Consider the following 17,535-nt stretch of genomic DNA (forward strand, 5'->3'; position numbering starts at 1 on the left):
ATTTTCGTGCACTGCTTTTCGCTCATTGGTTTTGGAATTCATATACCGCTTTGTACTGCCTTATGCATGCAGACGGTTTTTTATACTTATGTAGCAACGTCTGCAGTTACTACCACGCCAGCGGCCACTGTCGCATGCTGCCGGCACAGCTTGCTCGCAAGGCGTGCCGCCTGCTCATTGGCCAGCCGGGCATTCACATCCATGGACACCGTCCAGAAATAGGTGCCGCAAGCCAGGCTACCCAGCACCGTCATGTCATGTGCAATAGTGCCATTCGCGCTGATCAGGCATCCCGTGTCAAAATCGAGCTCAAAGCCGCCATACTCGCTGGCGCGCGCCTGGCCCGATTGCAGCAATTGCATGATCAGCGGATCCGACGACTGGCGTACATCCTGGGAAAATCCCGTTGCGTTGATCACGACATCACATGCGTGCTGTTGCAATGCGCCTGCGACATCACGATGATGCAACAGGAAACCGTGTCCATTCGCACGCGGTTCACACATCTGAAAACCACCATGAATATGCAACTGCCCTTTCTCGATCAGACTTTGCAATTGACGGGCATTTTGCACCGGAAACATGGCACGACGCGACATCCACTGCGAGCGCCAGCGCGATTGAAACTGCCGTCTGGCCGGCTGGTCCAGATAAAACCACAGTAAATCGATCACCTCATTAGCTGCCGCCAGCACCGCCTGCCACGGGCGTGGTCCGCTGCACGCAGCCTCCAGATCATGATTGAGCAAACTCACCGCATCTGAACCGCCGCCGGCAATATCACGAATGTCAAAGCCGGGGTCAACCGCCAGAATCTGCTTATGCAATTGCCCGACCACATCCTCCAGGCCCAGTCGTCCTCCGTTGGCAAGCGCCAATGCGTGCACGTCTGCCCGTGATAGTCGGTATGGCATAACGGTAGGGTGCACACTGCGTACCGCCGGCAACACGCCCTGCCGGGAAAAGCAATGAATCTGCCCTTCATGCCCGTGCGCCTTCAATGCAACAACGGCATCAATGGCGCTCAGATTGGTTCCCAGGATCGCCACGGTAGCGTTGGCGGCAACGGCTTGTGACAAGGCGCTGACCGGATAGGGACTATTCAAGAACCCTGCACACGGCACCAGCGCTTCGAACTTGTCGGACGCCAGGTTGCCATTACACAAGACCAGGTGATCAACAATATGGTTTGTACCGGCATGGTCTGTTAGTTGAATCGGCGTCTGTACCTTGGGCCACTGACCTTGTCCGTGACCGTCCTGACCTTGCTGTTGTCCTTGCTGTTGTCCTTGCTCCTGGCCAGCCGCATGGCGGGCGATCGCTACAACAGCGCTGCGCACCACCTGCACCTGCACACCAAGCGCTGCGGCCTGCGCAACGAGGCGATCGAAATGCTCATGAACATATCGGCCAAACAGCGGACGAGGATAAAATGCCGCGGGATCAATATCGCGAATGCCATACGATTGCAAAAACGCCTCGGGCTGCGCCGCCAGCCACTGTACAAAGTGAGCGCGGTGCTTGTCATACAGCGACATATTGCCCGCCGGCACATTGAGCAGATTGGTATTCAGATCATGCTGGTAGGCGGTGCCATGGCCGATTTTTTCGGCTGGCTCAAACAGCGTAATGTGACAGCCAGGCACATTGCCTGCCCTATTTGCGCCACTTTCCAGATGCGCGATAAACTGCGCCAAAAATGAAATGCCGACCGACCCGCCGCCAACGATGCCTAAGCGGCACATTGCATCCATGGTATTACTCCGATGTCATTCAACGATGTCATTCAACTTTTGCGCGAGTGGCAACGTCGGACCATTTCTTTACTTCATCCAGCAGCAGTTGTTCCGTTTGCTGCGGAGTGGTGGCATAGGCTTTGGCGCCTGAAGCGATCAACTTGTCCTGTACTTCTTTTTGGGCAGCCACTGTCTGCATCGCCTCGGACATCTTCTGCACAATCTCCTTGGGGGTGCCGGCCGGCGCCAGCAAGCCGTAGTTGGTGGTCAACACATAATCCTTGACGTTGAGTTCTTTCAACGTGGGCACATCTGCAATGGTGGGAACACGATCAGCGGTCGTGACGGCAAGGAATTTGATTTTGCCGCTATTGATCTGCGGATAGAGCGTAGTCAGGGTATCGATCACCATATCAATCTGTCCGCCCAGCAGATCTGTGACTGCGGGACCGCTGCCCTTGTATGGCACATGCAATAACTTGGTGCCAGTTGCCAGTTGAAATTTTTCAGCGGCCATATGCTGGGAAGACCCCACTCCGGCCGAGCCATAGGTTATCTTGCCCGGCGTTTGCTTTATCTTGTTCACCAGCTCGTCCAGCGTATTGACACCCAGGCCGTTGCTTACCGCAACTACGAGCGGGACAGCCGTGCCAAACGACACGCCTTCGAAGGCATCGGGAAATTTATAGGTCTTGGGCTTGGACGGTAATACCGAATTAATCGCATGGCTGCCGATAGCGCCAAAAAGCATCGTATAGCCATCGGGTGCGGCCCGGGAAACGGCTTCCGCGCCAATTTCTCCGCCCGCGCCGGCACGATTTTCCACCACCACCGTCGTACCCAGTAGCTTGGGCAGATATTGCGCATACATCCGGGCCGAGAAATCTGTTGCGCCTCCTGGCGGATATGGCACGACCAGCGTGATGGGCTTGGCCGGCCAGTCTGCGGCAAGCGCCAGCGTACTGGAAAAGATCAGGCACAACGCCCCGCTTGTCTTCAAGAACCATTTCATTGTCTCGCTCCTTTTTATTAAATCCTAACATTCAGAATTTGAATTCTATTTCTTGTATAAAAAATAGAATCGCATATAATAAAAATGCGGTCAACGAATTAATGGTTCTAAGTTTAGATTGTTAAGAAATAGGATTTTTAGTTTCAATATTTGAGATTTATATGGATAAAACCTTGCTGAAGGGTTTGCGGCTGTTTGAAATCATTTGCGCCCAGGAAGACCAGCCCAATACGATTGATGACCTTGCGGTTGCATCCGGCCTGACCAAAAGCAATACACACCGTACCCTGCAGACTTTGATTGCAGCTGGCTACGTGGAAAAAAGCAGTCATTCGGGTGGCTACAAGCCCACGTTGAAGGTGTTCGAACTGGCGGCACAACGGCTCGCCCGCCTTGATGTACGCAAGATCGCGACGCCGCTAATGCGCCGCGTTGCGCTGCAGACGCAGGAAACCGTACACCTGTCGGTACTGGACCAGCTTGATGTCATTTATATCGACAAAATCGACAGCCCCAATCCGGTGCGCGCCTATTCCATTATCGGCGGCCGTGCGCCCGCCTATGCTGTGGCAACCGGCAAGGCCATGCTGGCCTTCCAGAATGAGGAATATCTCAACCGTCATTCAGCCGATCTGATCCGGCATACCGAAAACACTATCACTTCGCTGGTAGCGCTCAAAGACGAGTTGGCCAACATCACACGTATTGGTTACGCTATCAACAGAGGCGAGTGGCGCAGCAACGTCGGCGGGATCGCCGCGCCCATTTTTGACGGACACAACAAGGTCATTGCCGCCCTGGGCATCTCGGGGCCGCTAGAACGACTGACAATTGAAAACATGAAGCGCTGGTCGCCACTGGTGCTGGACGCCGCCCGCGACATATCCCGTGAGTCGGGATATCGACGTGGTTATTTTGGTGAATCAAACTAATTCAAACCATTCTGTGAGCAACTAAACATGAAGCAAGAAGCCACGCTGCAAGGCGTAAAAGTTATCGAAATCTGCAACGTCGCTGCGGGGCCCTTCTGCAGTATGCTGCTGGCCGATATGGGCGCAGACGTGATCAAGATTGAGCATCCGGAGGGGGCGACACGCTCAGAAGCTGGCCTCCCATTAGCGATGGCTACAGCGAGAATTTCGCTTCGCTGAACCGAAACAAAAAATCGGTCACGCTTAACCTGAAGGACCCCGCCGACGTGCAGGCTGCCCGCCAGCTCATGCGTGCGGCCGATATCGTGCTGGAGAACAATCGCCCGGGCGTCATGGACCGACTCGGCCTGGGCTATGCCGATATCAGGCAACTGAATCGGCAAATCGTGTACTGTTCCATTTCCGCCTACGGACAGAGTGGTCCGCGCAGCCAGGAAGGCGGGTTCGACCTGACCGTACAGGCCATGAGCGGGCTCATGAGCGTGACCGGCGAAACCGATGGACCGCCAGTCAAGTGCGGTGTGCCGGTGTGTGATTTTTCTGCCGGACTGTACGCTGCCTTTGCCATCGTGTCTGCCTTGCGCATGGCCGAGCGCAACGGGGAAGGCACCCATATTGATATTTCCATGCTGGGCGCAACACTGGGCATCGCAGCATTACAGACATCCGAGTATTTCGGCAGCGGCAACAATCCACGCAAGCTGGGCTCGGCACATCCGCGCAACGCCCCCTATCAGGTCTTTCGCTGCAAGCAGGGATACTTCGGCATGGCCGCCGGCAACAACTCGCTGTGGAAATCGGTATGCCAGGTGGTGGGACGCCTGAATTGTTTGATGATGAAAGGTTCACCAGCACGTTGCTGCGCGCGCAGCACCAGCAGGCCCTGCTGGAAATCATGGAATCGATCTTTGCCTGCGAAGATGCGCAATACTGGCTTGAACAGTTCCGTGCGGCCGGCGTGCCCTGCGCGCCCATCAATCAATATTCGGATGTACTGGCCGATGAACAGGTAGCACATATGGACTGGGTACAAAGCATTCCCCTGCCCAACGGGCTGACCGCCAAAACCTTTGCCTCGCCCATCCGCTTTGACGGACAAACCAGCCGGATCGCAGCGGGGCCGCCAGCGCTGGGCGAGCACAACGATGAAATTTTGTCGCCCATTGCAACTCAGGGAGAAAGCGCGTGAGCGAACCATTGATTATTGAACGCAACGAACAGTGGTGGACTTTCACCCTGAACCGGCCCGAGAAAATGAATGCCCTGTCGCCGGCCCTGGTGCAGGCACTCACAGATGGCATACAACAAGCCCATCAGGAAAATATTTCACTTCTGATCTTCAAAGGCAATGGCAAGAATTTTTGTGCGGGGTTTGACTTCACCGATCTGGAAACGGCAAGCGAGGGCGACCTGCTGCAACGTATCGTGCAGATCGAAATCATGCTGGACCTGCTGGCTACCTCGCCTGCCATGACATTGGCCTTATGTCACGGACGCAATTTTGGCGCCGGCGCCGATATTATCGCCTCGTGCAAACGGCGCATTGCCGCCAACGGCACCACCTTCCGTTTTCCCGGCATCAAGTTCGGTCTGATTCTGGGTACGCGACGATTTCAGAATATCGTCGGCACCCAGAACGCACTGGATATCCTGTCCAGCACACGCACCTTCGACGCCAGCGAAGCCCTGGGTATGGGCTTCATGCAGGCATTACAGGACCAGGACCAGTGGCCGCAGGTGATTGAACAGGCCCAGACCAACAACGCCATTTTGTCCGACATCACCCGCCGCAACCTATACAAGGTGCTGTACGCCAATGCGGAGTCGGACCAGAACCTGGCGGCTCTGGTGCGCTCAGCGGCAGCGCCTGGCCTAAAGGACCGGATCCGGGCCTACCTGAAACCCAATTAATAATCTGGAGACCATCATGACATCAGGATTTAACCAGGCTGATAAATGCGTATCGCTGCAGGACCTGGTCAGCCGCGTTCCCAATGGCGCTTCGCTGGCACTGGGCGGCAGCTTTCTGCATCGCGGCCCCTTTTCGTTTGTGCGTGAACTTATTCGACAAAACAAGCAGGACCTGGAGATTATCAAACAGTCTCCCGGCTATGACATTGATATTCTGTGCCGCACCGGCACCGCCACCAAAGCGCGCGCCGGCATTGTGGCCATGGAAGGCAATTTCGGCTTGGCCCAGTATTATCGCAAGGCCGTCGAGCAGCAACGACTGGCGCTTGAAGAGCACGCCTGCGCAACATTGACGGCAGGGCTGCGCGCCGCCGCTTTCGGCATCCCGTTTCAACCCTGCGGTGGCATCGAAGGCAGCGAACTGGCCCAGTTGAACAACTGGGTAAAAATTGCCGACCCCTATGGTTCCGGCAAAGAGGTGTGGGTAATTCCGGCAATACAGCCCGATTACGCCGTAATACACGCCAATGAAGTGGACCGCAAGGGCAACGTGCGCGTGCTGGGCACCTATCACTGGGACCGTATCATGTCGCGTTCAGCCAAAAGCGTGCTGGTTGTTGCCGAGAAAATGGTGGAAGACACCGTCTTTACAGACAACCCGGAGACCACGCTTATTCCGTATTTCATGGTCGAAGCCTTCAGCATTGTGCCAAACGGCGCCTGGCCGGGTTCATGCTGGCCTGATTACGAGATCGATTATCCGGCAGTGCAGGCCTATCTGGATCCGGACCAGGCCGCTTTCAACCAGCATCTGAATGCCGCCCCCGAATTACAGGAACACGCATAATGCAAAACAACTGGTCACCCTTCTCCTACATCGTTACCAACCTCGCTCGCTTTATCCGTCCCAACGAAATCACCTTCAGCGGCGTTAACTCCACCATGCCCATGCTGGCCTGCCTGATGGCCAAAAAAGCCTATGAGTGGGATTTCATTTACATCAACGTGGCGGGCGGCGTGGACCCGACGCCTTCAATGATCCCCCTATCCAGCTCCGATCCGGTGCTGGCACAGCAATCGGCCTCCATCTTTGCCAATGAAGACTTCTATGACTTGTGCACTCGCGGCAAAATGGACCTAACCTATCTTGGCGCCGCCCAGATCGATGGCGAAGGCAACGCCAATAACTCGGTCATCGGCGACTGGCATTCGCCCAAGGTGCGCTTACCCGGCGGCGGTGGCGGCGCCGTTATGCTGCCCACCGCAAGGCGCGCCTGCACCTGGCGTACCGAACATTCGACACGCACCTTTGTGGAAAAACTGGACTTTCGCACTTCATGGGGCGGCTTTCATGGCGTGGTCACACCCATTGCTGTCTTCATAAAAAAAGACGGACGACTGGCACTGCAGTCATTTCATCCGGAATCATCCATCGACGAAGTCGTGAGCCGAACCGGATTTACTTTTGACCACGGCGGAGCCAAACCCACCGCTGCGCCCACAGACGCAGAGATCGCGGCATTGCAGGCGCTGGACCCGGACGGACAATTCGAAAAAGACGCCGCTGTCGCGCTGCGCTAGGAGATCACTGATGGCGCTAACCGCAACCATTCTGAATGACTGGCAATCAATCTGGCGCAGCGCGTCGATTGAAAACCGCATTGCCCTGCAGGACGCCAGTACACGCATCCGCTACGGCCAACTATACACACTGGTATCGCAGCAGGCCGGACGCCTGCGGGCCGCCGGCCTGGGCGAACACATGCGCGTGGCCATCAATATGGAACGCGGACTGGACGCCGTGATAACGCTGCTGGCGGTGATGGTCGCGGGCGCCTGCCCCTGCCCGCTGGAACCTGGGTTGAGCTCAACAGAACGAGGGCAGCGCCTGCATAGCGGCGGGCTTACCTGGCTGCTCTCGGACGATCCCTTGCGTGATGCCACTACAGATGATATTCGCGTCATAAACCCGTTGACCCTGACCGATGCGCAACCGTACTGGCCAGGCAGCGTACCGTCGTCGAGTCCCGCGCTCATGCTGTTTACATCGGGCAGTACCGGCAAACCCAAAGGCGTATTGGAAAGCCATCGCGGCGTACTGAACAACGCCCGTGGCGTGATCGCCATGACCGAACTGACGGCAGACGACATACTGCTACATGTGATGCCTATCTATCACACCAATGGCTTGAACAATCAGCTGTTTAGCCCGCTGGCAGTTGGCGCCTGCATTTATTTTGCGCCACGCTTTTCTGCCCAGACCATGCCGCAATTGATGGCAACCGTGGGCCCGACCATTATTACCGGTGTGCCCACCATGTATTCACGCATGCTGGCCCATCCTTTGCCTGCTGAGGCTATCCGAAACTTGCGGCTGGCCCGCTGCGGCTCTGCACCCATCACAACTGAATTACACAAAAAAATAGAAAATTATCTTGGACAGCCGCTGGTCATCTCTTATGGCCTGTCCGAGGCCACCTGCACCTCTACCATGAACCCGCCGGCACTACGAAAAATCGGCTCTATCGGCAAGCCACTGAACAACCAGGACGTCTTCCTGCTGTCGGCAAATGGTGAACGCATTACTGCAGCCCATACCAATGGCGAGATCTGTATAGACGGCGATAGCCTGATGCTGGGTTATGTGGGCGTGTCTGCACCAGGCCAGCTGGATCCGCAGCTCGGGCCGCTGCGCACCGGCGACATAGGCTACGCCGATGAGGACGGCTTTCTGTACATTACAGGCCGCATCAAGGATGTCATTATTCGTGGCGGAGAAAACATTTCACCATCGCAGATAGAGCACGTGATTGCCATGCATGCAGACGTCGCCAATTGCTGCGTGATCGGCCAGCCCGATGAAGACCTGGGCGAAGTGCCTGTAGCCTTTATCACGGCAAGAAACGGCGACATCAACATCGAAGAGGTGCACGCCCTGCTTAAAACTCACCTGGCAAGGATCTATCAGCCCGCTGCAATTTTTGTGCTTGATGCCCTTCCTGAAAATGCGGTCGGCAAAGTCGACCGCAAGGCGCTTGCAAAACAGCTGGAACAACGAACACAGATAACAATCAGCACATCATGAACCCCTGCACGCGTCCGCGCGCAAACAAGCCTGCTGATAGGACATCCGAAGACAATAAGACTGTATTTAGCGTATTGCCAGCAGGACCGGGCCAACGACAGACGTTTATTCAAGACGCGTTGATTGTTTGTGACTTGTCATATATCACCCTGCACTCGACAGCGCAGCGCTTTAACCTGCGCTCGCAATTGCACGTATATCAGGACAAAAAAATACCCTGGCTCTTCAGAGCCAGGGCGCAAAAGTACGATGGATAGGTGAATATCATTCGTACGGGCGTATTCTATATAAAACATAGCTTATTACTACCCTCTTGAAACACCTATTTCGTATTTTTTGTAAATAAAACAGTTCAAAAAATACAATTTGCATACTCCAGGTTATGTTTTGAAATGGGTGCTTACGAAACCGATGATTGTGCACTATTAGCGGGCGTGTCTTCTGCACAGCAAACCTTGCCACGCACTATTCAAATTCAATGGTTTTATTCACTGGTTCAACAAAAAGCTGCGTCAATCGCAGAAGCATTGAATAAATTTCATTTGTCTTGGCAGTGAACGGTCCACGTGAGCACGGGCGCAAACGCAAGCTTGCGATTCAATATCCCACGGAGAGACAATACGGTCTTCGAGATGAGAGGTCAGACTACAGCGCCAACACAAGTCCTGTCAGTCTTTCGTGCAAGGAGACACGCGGCCTGAACCGAAAAATCGGAGCTGCGCCTTCGCAAACAACCGGCTGCCCTATCAGTCTTTGGCGATGTATTCGTATTTTGCGGTATTCACACGCGTCTGGCGCCACTCCACCGGGCGATCCTGATAGGTATATGCGGTGCGGTCAATCAAGAGCAAGGGCGAGGCTTGCTCCACATTCAGCCAAGCTGCCACGGCACTGTCGGCCTGGCAAACGCTGAGCTTTTCGCGAGTATCGACAATATTGATGCCGAAATTATTCTGATAAAAGTTATAGAGCGTGCTTGAACGCTCGTCCAGGCTTTGCTCAGTGAGTGTGGCAAAAAGTATTTCGGGCACCTGGATTTCATCGACCATCACCAGATCATTGTTCAGGCTCAGCAGATTAAAAAAATGAAACACGCTGGCATCTTTGGACAATTGCAGGCGCTCGCAGGCCTCGCGTGTCGCTTTCCTGCGACGAAATTTCAGCAAGCGCGTGGTGGGATATGACTTGAAACCATCGCGACGCTGGATTCGGAAAAACTTGAAGAAATGCTGATCGCTCTCGTGCGTGGCAACGAAGGTGCCGCGCCCTTGATGACGAATCAGGATATGTTCACTGACCAGTTCATCAACCGCCTTGCGCAACGTACCAATAGATACACCAAATTTTTCGGCCAGCTGATTCTCTGGCGGAATGGCCTGGCCGCGAAGCCACTCGCCACGTGCGAGCGCCGCCAGCAGCGATTGCTTGACTGCAAAGTAAAGGGGCGTGCCCGGCAAAAAGAAATCTTTGTTGTTCATAGGTGGCAGATTTTAAATGACTTGCAGCAATGATGCCACGGCTTGCGCGCCCAACGCCAGCAGAATTCGCTTATGATGATTTTTCGCACAATTCATATAGATGATCTAGTTGACTTGTATGAATATTACAATTATTATGAATCAAATCTGCTATGCAATGAAACACATCCAAATTGTTAATCAAAGGAGAAAACGATGATCCATGCCGTACTGCATGATTCAAAGGACACCGTTGCCGTTGCCGTCGTCGAAGGCATTACGGCCGGAATGGAACTGTCCTGCTGGAATATGGAAGAAGACAAAATCATTACTGTCAAAGCCACCCAGGACATCCCCATTGGCCACAAGGTAGCCCTGGTGGACATGAAAGATGGCGACACCGTCTTCAAATACAGTGTCGATATCGGAAAAGTGGTTGCGCCCATCAGCGCCGGCGACCACGCCCACGTGCACAACATCAAAACCAAGCGCTGGTAAGCACTGCGAACGCACTGCCTCAACCGCTATCGACAGACATTCAGAGCAAGGATTTTCCTCATGGCCATTATTGATTCAAACACCACATTCCGCGGCTACAGAAGAGACAACGGACGCGTCGGCATTCGTAATCACGTTGTGATTCTGCCTGTAGACGATATTTCAAACGCCGCCGTTGAAGCGGTCGCCAACAACATCAAGGGCACTATCGGCATTCCCCACCCATACGGACGCCTGCAGTTTGGCGCCGACCTTGATTTGCACTTTCGCACACTGATCGGCACGGGATGCAACCCCAACGTTGCCGCCGTCGTCGTGATCGGCATTGAAGAAGGCTGGACCAAGAAAGTGGTCGATGCCATCGCCCAGACCGGTAAACCAGTAGCGGGTTTTTCCATTGAACTGCACGGCGATCACGACACCATTATGCGCGCCTCCAAAAAAGCCAAGGAATTTGTGCATTACGCCACGGCACTGGAGCGTGTAGAGTGCCCATTTCCGAGCTTTGGGTCTCCACCAAATGCGGTGAATCTGATACCACATCGGGCTGCGGCGCCAATCCGACCGTAGGCGATGCCTTTGACAAACTGTACGCCACTGGCAATACACTTGTGTTTGGCGAGACATCCGAACTGACCGGCGGAGAACAAATCGTGGCCGCCCGCTGCGCCAACGACAAAGTGCGCGAAGACTTCATGTTCATGTTCAATCGCTATCAGGACATGATCAATCGCTGGAAAACGTCTGATCTGTCCGAATCACAGCCGACCAAAGGCAATATTGCCGGCGGCCTGACCACGATTGAAGAAAAAGCGCTGGGTAATATCCAGAAAATCGGCAAAAAATGCATGGTTGATGGCGTGCTGGACAAGGCCGAAGCACCCACAGGCAAAGGTCTTTGGTTCATGGATTCGTCTTCGGCCGCCGCAGAAATGGTCACGCTTTGCGCGGCTTCTGGCTATGCCGTACACTTTTTCCCCACTGGACAGGGCAATGTGATCGGCAATCCAATCCTGCCTGTCATCAAAATTTGCGCTAACCCGCGTACAGTCAGAACCATGTCAGAGCACGTGGACGTGGATACGTCAGGCCTGCTGCAGCGTGAAATCAACCTGGACCAGGCAGGAGACAAACTGCTTGAATGCATGCTGGCAACCGCCAACGGTCGCTGGACATCTGCCGAAGCACTGGGCCATCGCGAATTTGTTCTGACCCGTCTGTTCGAAAGTGCGTAAACCCTGGCGGCCGGTATAAAAAACCAGGCCGGCCGCCACTCACAATCGTGGAGGAGACACCCCATGAAACATCGTCACACCGCAACAAAACGCAGCATACTCAAATTCGGACTGTTGTCATTGTTCTGTGCAGGTACCACGATTGTGGCCCCAGCGGCGCAGGCTGAGTTCAAGCCCAGTCAATATATTACCTACATTGTTCCTTTCGCTCCTGGCGGACTGACCGACGTGGCTGCCCGTATGGTCGCCAAGGGCGTAGGCGATAAAACCGGCTGGAATATCGTGGTCAACAACAAGGCCGGCGCCAATGGCAACCTGGGACCCGCGGAAGCGGCCCGCGCCAAACCGGATGGCAACACCTGGCTGGCCATTACCATGACTCATGCGGTCAATAAAACGCTGTTCGGACCCAAGGCCGGCTACGACATCGAAACAGACTTTGTTCCCGTCGCAAAAATTGCCTCGTCCGCCATCATGGTTGTCGTGCCGCAGAACAGCCCCATCAAAACCCTGCAGGACCTGATCGACACCGCCAAGAAGAAAACGCTCAACGTCGGCAGCAGCGGTACCGGTACACCCCCGCATATTGCGGCTGCCCTGTTCCAGGAACTGACCAACACCAAAATGACACATGTGCCCTATAAAGGGGGTGCACCCTCCATGGTGGATCTGATCGGCGGACAAATAGACGTGGTGTTCTCCAACTATCCGGAATCGCTGTCCTATGTACAGCAAGGCAAGCTGCGGGCGCTGGCTATTACATCTGAAAAACGCGCCGCTGCCGTGCCGGACGTGCCCACGACGGCAGAAGCCGGTTTGCCCAAGCTTATGGTGGACAACTTCACCGGCCTGATGGCGCCCAAAGGCGCCGATCCGGCCCTGATCAAGGAGATCAGCGACAAGGTAACGGCCGCTGTTGGAGAAAAGGCCATGGGTGAGCAACTGACCAAACTCGGATTCATCCCCGACCCCATGGGCTCTGACCAGTTCAAGACCTATCTGCATGAGCAGATCGAAAAACTGGCCAAAACCATCAAAGATGCCAATATCAAAGTCAACTGAATCACACCGGGAATCTGACATTTAACATGACCAACACAATTGTCATCTCTGAATTTATGGATGAACCGGCAGTAGAGCGCCTGCGCCAGATCGCACAGGTGGACTATCGGCCGGAACTTGTAGACAACCAGGAAGCATTGCTTCAAAGTCTGGCCAATGCCACTGCCCTGATCGTACGCAATCGCACCCAGGTTAATGCCCAACTGCTGGCGCACGCCCCCAGGCTGCAGGTGGTGGGCCGCCTGGGCGTTGGCCTGGACAATATCGATATGGACCTGTGCGCAGACAAAGGCATCACCGTTTACCCGGCCGTAGGCGCCAATGCACAGGCAGTTGCCGAGTATGTGATTGCAACCACATTCGTGCTGCTGCGAGGCGCTTATCTGGCCAGTGCCCAGGTAACAGCCGGCAAATGGCCGCGCCCCCAACTCAGTAATGGTCTGGAGGTGGCAGGACGTACGCTCGGCCTGGTGGGCTTCGGCGGCATAGGCCAGCTTACCGCCAGGCTGGCAAGCGCACTGGGCATGAAGATCGCCGCATACGATCCCATGATCAACTCAGACAGCCCTATCTGGGCCGGCACCGGCGCAATGCAAATGTCATTGGACGAATTGTTGCAACACAGTGACGTTGTGAGCCTGCATACCCCGTTGACAAAGGAGACCCGCCATCTGATCAATGCCAGCCGCATTGCCAGGATGAAAGCGCAAGCCGTTCTGATCAATACCTCACGCGGTGGGATTGTGGATGAGCAGGCATTGGTGGCGGCCCTGCAGGCCGGCAAACTGCTCGGCGCAGCGCTGGATGTCTTTGAGGATGAGCCGGTAAAGGCGAAAAACAGTCTGCCGGATATGCCAAACCTGATATTGACGCCACATATTGCCGGATTAACGCAAGAAGCCAATGAGCGGGTGTCGGGGGTGATTGCGGAGAAAGTGATGGGGTATTTAGAGGGGAAATGACAGAAACAGTTGTATTTTGGCCTATTCTGCAACCAGAAGGTTGGGCGCCTAATAGGCTAAAAAGCCACAAATCACAGCAAAAACACTAATGACTCAAATGCTGATCATGCCGCTATAATGACAGAAATACTAAAAATACAATAAGTGATAAGGGAGACGGTATGAAGATGTTTTCTATCTACTCAGGCCAGGAGCCGGAGGAACTCAATGCAGTACATACAAATGTCCTTGTGTGCAATGCCTGTGCGGCTTCTGAAATGAGCGCGTTCGAAGATGCCGATGAAATGATCGAAGTTCCCTGCGATCCCAGTTATGAAGATCGCTGCAAACTCTGCGGCAAGACGTTTGAGCAGGAAATAGAAGAGCACGCTGCAGTGCGAGTCCGCTGACGGCAGCGGCGCCCTCCGCTTATCTGGCGCATATTTCGGGGGGAGGCATGGCGGTCATCCTCGACGGTCTGCTCCTAGCGTTTGCCGCGAAGCCGGGCGATCAATCCTAACGCAGGGCGTATCGCCTTGCGCCATGGGGGCATTGCGCTTATCCCTGCGGCCTTCCAGTCCAGCAACTCATCCAGGGCGCTTTCCGGAGTGGTGTAGCGACCAGAGCGCCGGCTCACGTAGCATGGATATAAAATAAGCACGCCGGCGACCAGTTCATCCAGGGACAGCGTACGATCACGCCGCGCAACGGGGTTCTTGTCGTCCGTCAGCCCCCAGCCAGCATAAAAAGGCTGCCCGAACGTGACCACCTTGCGGCCACGCAACAGTGCCTCAAAGCCGGCCAGCGAGGTCAATACATGCACTTCGTCAACCGACGCAAACAGCTCGCCTATCGGATAATCCACCACAACTTCATTACACCAATCCAATGCCTGCTGCTCATTTTGTCCGGCGTCGCGCAGGCCAGCCACCACATCCGGATGCGGTTTATAAACGACATAGGCATCCGGATTGGCATTGCGCACCGCCTTGAGCAGATCCATATTGCGTCGGACCGGAGACCCATATTTGATGGAAGCATCCGTTTCCACCTGCCCCGGCACCAGAATCACACGTGTGATCCCCGCAGGACGCTGCCAGCGTCCGGAACCGACGTTATATTTGGTCAGGTTCGCGGCCACAATCCGCTCACGAAGTGCCGCGGCACGCCCGCGCAGCGTATCGTCAAATACCGCCGTTCGCAAAATAGTTTCCAGATCCGAGGCACGGCTGGAATCATAATAAATGCCGGTTCGGTCAATCACCCAGGATAAGGGCTGCACCAGATCGGCGCCCAGGCCCACCGAACGCAGGAAACCATCTTCCAGAAACACGCGTTGCCGGGCAAATTGCGTCACATCCGCAGGCCGGCCCCAGACCGCCAGGGTCCCCTCTCCGGGAAAATCGCTGGCTTTTTCCAGGAACCGAACCTCTGAGCCCTGGAAAAACCGCTGCACGATGGGCTTTTTCCAGCGGGAAAAGTTCGGTGCATAGACAGGCGAAGCAAAACGGTTACGCATGCGACGTTGCAACCCCATCCACTCAATCAGTCTTTCTGGCTCGCAGCGTGTGCCAGTTTCCGGGTCCAGGTAGCGCGCGTAGCGAACCAGTGCTGCATGTACCAACTGCTCCAGCGAGGCCGGCTGACGGCGCACGGGCGCCGCCTGGGCATCCGTGGTCAGCCCGTATCCCGCATAAAACGGCATGCCAAATGTAAAGACAGGTTTGCCCCATAGCAGCGCTTCGAACCCGACCTGAGAAGTCACGGTATACACAGCTTGTGCCTGCTCTATAAGACGCACCGGATGGACATTATCAACCAGAATCCGAACGCGCGGGTTATTCTGCAGCTCAGCCAGATCAAAGTGCCCTTTCTTGTGGCCGGCAAATACATCCGGGTGAATCTTGATCAACACGTCGCAATCGGCATGTTGCCGCAACGCGCAATCGAGCATCACAGTAAAGTCTTCTGGCGAGGCCTGACCATAGCGCAGGGAGGCATCCCCAAACGTCTGGTCGGCCAGCAGCACGTATCGGGCGGGCAGCGAACCGGCAAATTCGGGCAAATGGTTGTATTTGGAAACGCGATTCTGGCGCCAGAGCGAGATGAGTGCCTGTGCCCGAGCGGTGGCAGCGGGATCCAGCGGTTGCGCGGCCAGATGTTCCAGCCAGGACGGGCTGCCGGCATCGTAATAAATCCCCTGGTGATCAAACACCACGGACAACGGCGGTTCGTCTACCCCCAGGCCAACGGAACGCAAAAAGCCGTCTTCCAGCAAACAGAACCGCCCGCCAGCAGAAGCGGCCAACCGGGCTGCTCGTAAACCGCTATTTTTGCGGCCCCAACCCAACCGCACTGCTTTGTTCGCCGTGCCAAGCCAGCTAATTTTCAGCGGTGCGTCCAGAAATGCAGGCAATGTGCGGTTGCGCCAAAGACCGATATCCAATGGGCTGACAACATACGATGAAACCTGCGGATCAACCATCGCCTGCTGCCTGCCGGTCATGCATTCAGTTCCAGCGTTTGCACCAACTGCTGCAAACGATCTTCCCAGGTGTGATTAGCCAGGACAAACTCTGCACCCGCACGGGCACGCGCCAGATCGTCGTCCGAAGGGCCATGCTTGAGTCGTTCGAATGTTGCCATCATTTCCTCCCGGGTGCTGACCACATGGCAAAAGTCGCTGAACATGCGTTCCATTGACAGACTCGGATTGGACACAATGACCGCGCCGCAAGCCAAAGCTTCTATAAGACGGCGCGAATACATACTTGGCGAATCTACAATCGTGTTGACATTCAGCGTTACCAGGTTGTCTTTATACACCATCGCGGTTGCCTCATGCTTAATGGCATGCCGCACCTGCACAGAAGGCAATGCCGGATAACGGTAATGAGCCGCCTTCCGATCGGAATTACGATCGTAAACAATCAAACCCAGCCCGGAGTCTGAACAGGCCTGGAAAGCAGCATCCTGCCAATACCGGCGAACATCATGCATATGTTTGCTGTAACTGCCCACAAAATTGGCCGTATGGTATTTAAAATCAAACCCGGTAAAACGATGAAAAAGCGGCTGCACCGGAAACGGGAGGGTGCCCACATGCACATTCTCTGCCACATGCTGCCGGTAGCGGGGAATGCAGGTTTCATCCACTGTAAAAATATAATCGAATAAACGGGCCGAATCGATAAACCGCTCAAAATGCACCCCGTCTTCCTTGTTCCAGAACACGGTCGGAATGCCCTGCTTTCTGGCATATTTCACCAGTTTTTTCAAAGACTTATTATTGCGATCCGGATGATCTGGATAAGCGGCAACCTGGAATTTCCAGGACTCGTCAATTCCCTTCCAGGCCGATTCAACAAAAACCAGGTCGGGCTTCCAGAATTTGAGCAAATGCTTATAGTTCAGGGGCGACAGGTTTTTGACCCTGGCATTCTGGCTGATACAGACACGCGTGAATTCATCAGAGATCAGCGCGATTTTCAGGTGGGCAAAACGACCACCGGGGAGGATGGGCGTTCCTCCCAAAGGAGACTTCAGAGAGTTAAGAAAACTTATCACGAATTATTGTGTTTAAAAGGCCATGCTACTTATAAGGCGAAACACACGCTCCGCCTGTTATTATGCGTGTCATAATTGTAACGCTTATTCAGAGCGCAA

At 54.8% G+C, this 17,535-nt stretch carries 15 protein-coding genes and 2 pseudogenes; 12 read left to right on the forward strand and 5 right to left on the reverse strand.

Translation table 11 applies throughout. The annotated features are described in order from the left end of the window. Positions 1–86: 86 nt before the first annotated feature. Entirely contained in the window at positions 87–1,754 is a 1,668-nt protein-coding gene (locus TKWG_RS18720) for an FAD/NAD(P)-binding protein (protein WP_014752339.1), read from the reverse strand. Between the two features lie 28 nt (positions 1,755–1,782). Then, on the reverse strand, positions 1,783–2,748 hold the full coding sequence (locus TKWG_RS18725) for a Bug family tripartite tricarboxylate transporter substrate binding protein (RefSeq protein WP_014752340.1): 966 nt from the start codon (positions 2,746–2,748) through the stop codon (positions 1,783–1,785). Between the two features lie 161 nt (positions 2,749–2,909). Here TKWG_RS18725 and TKWG_RS18730 point away from each other — a divergent pair, with 161 nt between their 5' ends. The 7 genes and pseudogenes from TKWG_RS18730 to TKWG_RS23750 all read left to right on the forward strand — a co-directional run bounded on the left by TKWG_RS18730 (position 2,910) and on the right by TKWG_RS23750 (position 9,233). Continuing rightward, complete coding sequence (locus tag TKWG_RS18730; RefSeq protein WP_014752341.1) at positions 2,910–3,680, forward strand: IclR family transcriptional regulator; 771 nt, start codon at positions 2,910–2,912, stop codon at positions 3,678–3,680. 27 nt (positions 3,681–3,707) lie between these two features. Further along, positions 3,708–4,869, forward strand: a pseudogene (locus TKWG_RS18735) (CaiB/BaiF CoA transferase family protein). Further along, positions 4,866–5,591: an enoyl-CoA hydratase/isomerase family protein gene (locus tag TKWG_RS18740; protein WP_014752342.1), complete on the forward strand. Its 726-nt coding sequence runs from the start codon at positions 4,866–4,868 to the stop codon at positions 5,589–5,591. Before TKWG_RS18735 ends, TKWG_RS18740 begins: the two are co-directional and overlap by 4 nt. Before the next feature lie 16 nt (positions 5,592–5,607). Further along, positions 5,608–6,438 carry a CoA transferase subunit A gene (locus tag TKWG_RS18745; protein WP_014752343.1) on the forward strand — a complete coding sequence of 277 codons (831 nt, stop codon included), beginning with the start codon at positions 5,608–5,610 and terminating at the stop codon, positions 6,436–6,438. Continuing rightward, complete coding sequence (locus TKWG_RS18750) at positions 6,438–7,172, forward strand: CoA-transferase subunit beta (RefSeq protein WP_014752344.1); 735 nt, start codon at positions 6,438–6,440, stop codon at positions 7,170–7,172. Before TKWG_RS18745 ends, TKWG_RS18750 begins: the two co-directional genes overlap by 1 nt. Positions 7,173–7,182: 10 nt before the next feature. Then, positions 7,183–8,676: a class I adenylate-forming enzyme family protein gene (locus TKWG_RS18755; protein ID WP_014752345.1), complete on the forward strand. Its 1,494-nt coding sequence runs from the start codon at positions 7,183–7,185 to the stop codon at positions 8,674–8,676. 392 nt (positions 8,677–9,068) lie between these two features. Continuing rightward, on the forward strand, positions 9,069–9,233 hold the full coding sequence (locus TKWG_RS23750; RefSeq protein WP_171815192.1) for a hypothetical protein: 165 nt from the start codon (positions 9,069–9,071) through the stop codon (positions 9,231–9,233). 189 nt (positions 9,234–9,422) lie between these two features. Here TKWG_RS23750 and TKWG_RS18765 read toward each other — a convergent pair whose 3' ends face one another. Next, complete coding sequence (locus TKWG_RS18765) at positions 9,423–10,154, reverse strand: GntR family transcriptional regulator (protein WP_014752346.1); 732 nt, start codon at positions 10,152–10,154, stop codon at positions 9,423–9,425. A gap of 195 nt (positions 10,155–10,349) precedes the next feature. Between TKWG_RS18765 and TKWG_RS18770 the strand changes: the two genes are divergently transcribed. The 5 genes and pseudogenes from TKWG_RS18770 to TKWG_RS18790 all read left to right on the forward strand — a co-directional run bounded on the left by TKWG_RS18770 (position 10,350) and on the right by TKWG_RS18790 (position 14,279). After that, positions 10,350–10,631 (forward strand): UxaA family hydrolase, encoded by a 282-nt coding sequence (locus tag TKWG_RS18770; protein WP_014752347.1) that lies wholly within the window; start codon positions 10,350–10,352, stop codon positions 10,629–10,631. A gap of 60 nt (positions 10,632–10,691) precedes the next feature. Continuing rightward, a pseudogene (locus TKWG_RS18775) lies at positions 10,692–11,866 on the forward strand (UxaA family hydrolase). A gap of 63 nt (positions 11,867–11,929) precedes the next feature. Then, the gene (locus TKWG_RS18780) at positions 11,930–12,928 is read left to right on the forward strand and encodes a Bug family tripartite tricarboxylate transporter substrate binding protein (RefSeq protein ID WP_014752348.1); all 999 of its coding nucleotides are present in this window, start codon (positions 11,930–11,932) and stop codon (positions 12,926–12,928) included. Positions 12,929–12,954: 26 nt separating this feature from the next. Next, positions 12,955–13,890, forward strand: a complete 936-nt coding sequence (locus TKWG_RS18785; protein ID WP_014752349.1) for a hydroxyacid dehydrogenase — start codon at positions 12,955–12,957, stop codon at positions 13,888–13,890. Positions 13,891–14,051: 161 nt separating this feature from the next. Then, positions 14,052–14,279, forward strand: coding sequence for a hypothetical protein (locus TKWG_RS18790; protein WP_014752350.1), 228 nt, complete (start codon positions 14,052–14,054; stop codon positions 14,277–14,279). Between the two features lie 74 nt (positions 14,280–14,353). Here TKWG_RS18790 and TKWG_RS18795 read toward each other — a convergent pair whose 3' ends face one another. Together TKWG_RS18795 and TKWG_RS18800 are read right to left on the reverse strand one after the other, a co-directional pair. Beyond that, on the reverse strand, positions 14,354–16,375 hold the full coding sequence (locus tag TKWG_RS18795) for a capsular polysaccharide biosynthesis protein (protein ID WP_014752351.1): 2,022 nt from the start codon (positions 16,373–16,375) through the stop codon (positions 14,354–14,356). Continuing rightward, the gene (locus TKWG_RS18800; protein ID WP_238534251.1) at positions 16,372–17,436 is read right to left on the reverse strand and encodes a CgeB family protein; all 1,065 of its coding nucleotides are present in this window, start codon (positions 17,434–17,436) and stop codon (positions 16,372–16,374) included. The genes TKWG_RS18795 and TKWG_RS18800 overlap by 4 nt, the downstream gene beginning before the upstream one ends. Positions 17,437–17,535 lie beyond the last annotated feature (99 nt).

It is taken from the genome of Advenella kashmirensis WT001, assembly GCF_000219915.2.
GTDB lineage: Bacteria > Pseudomonadota > Gammaproteobacteria > Burkholderiales > Burkholderiaceae_B > Advenella > Advenella kashmirensis.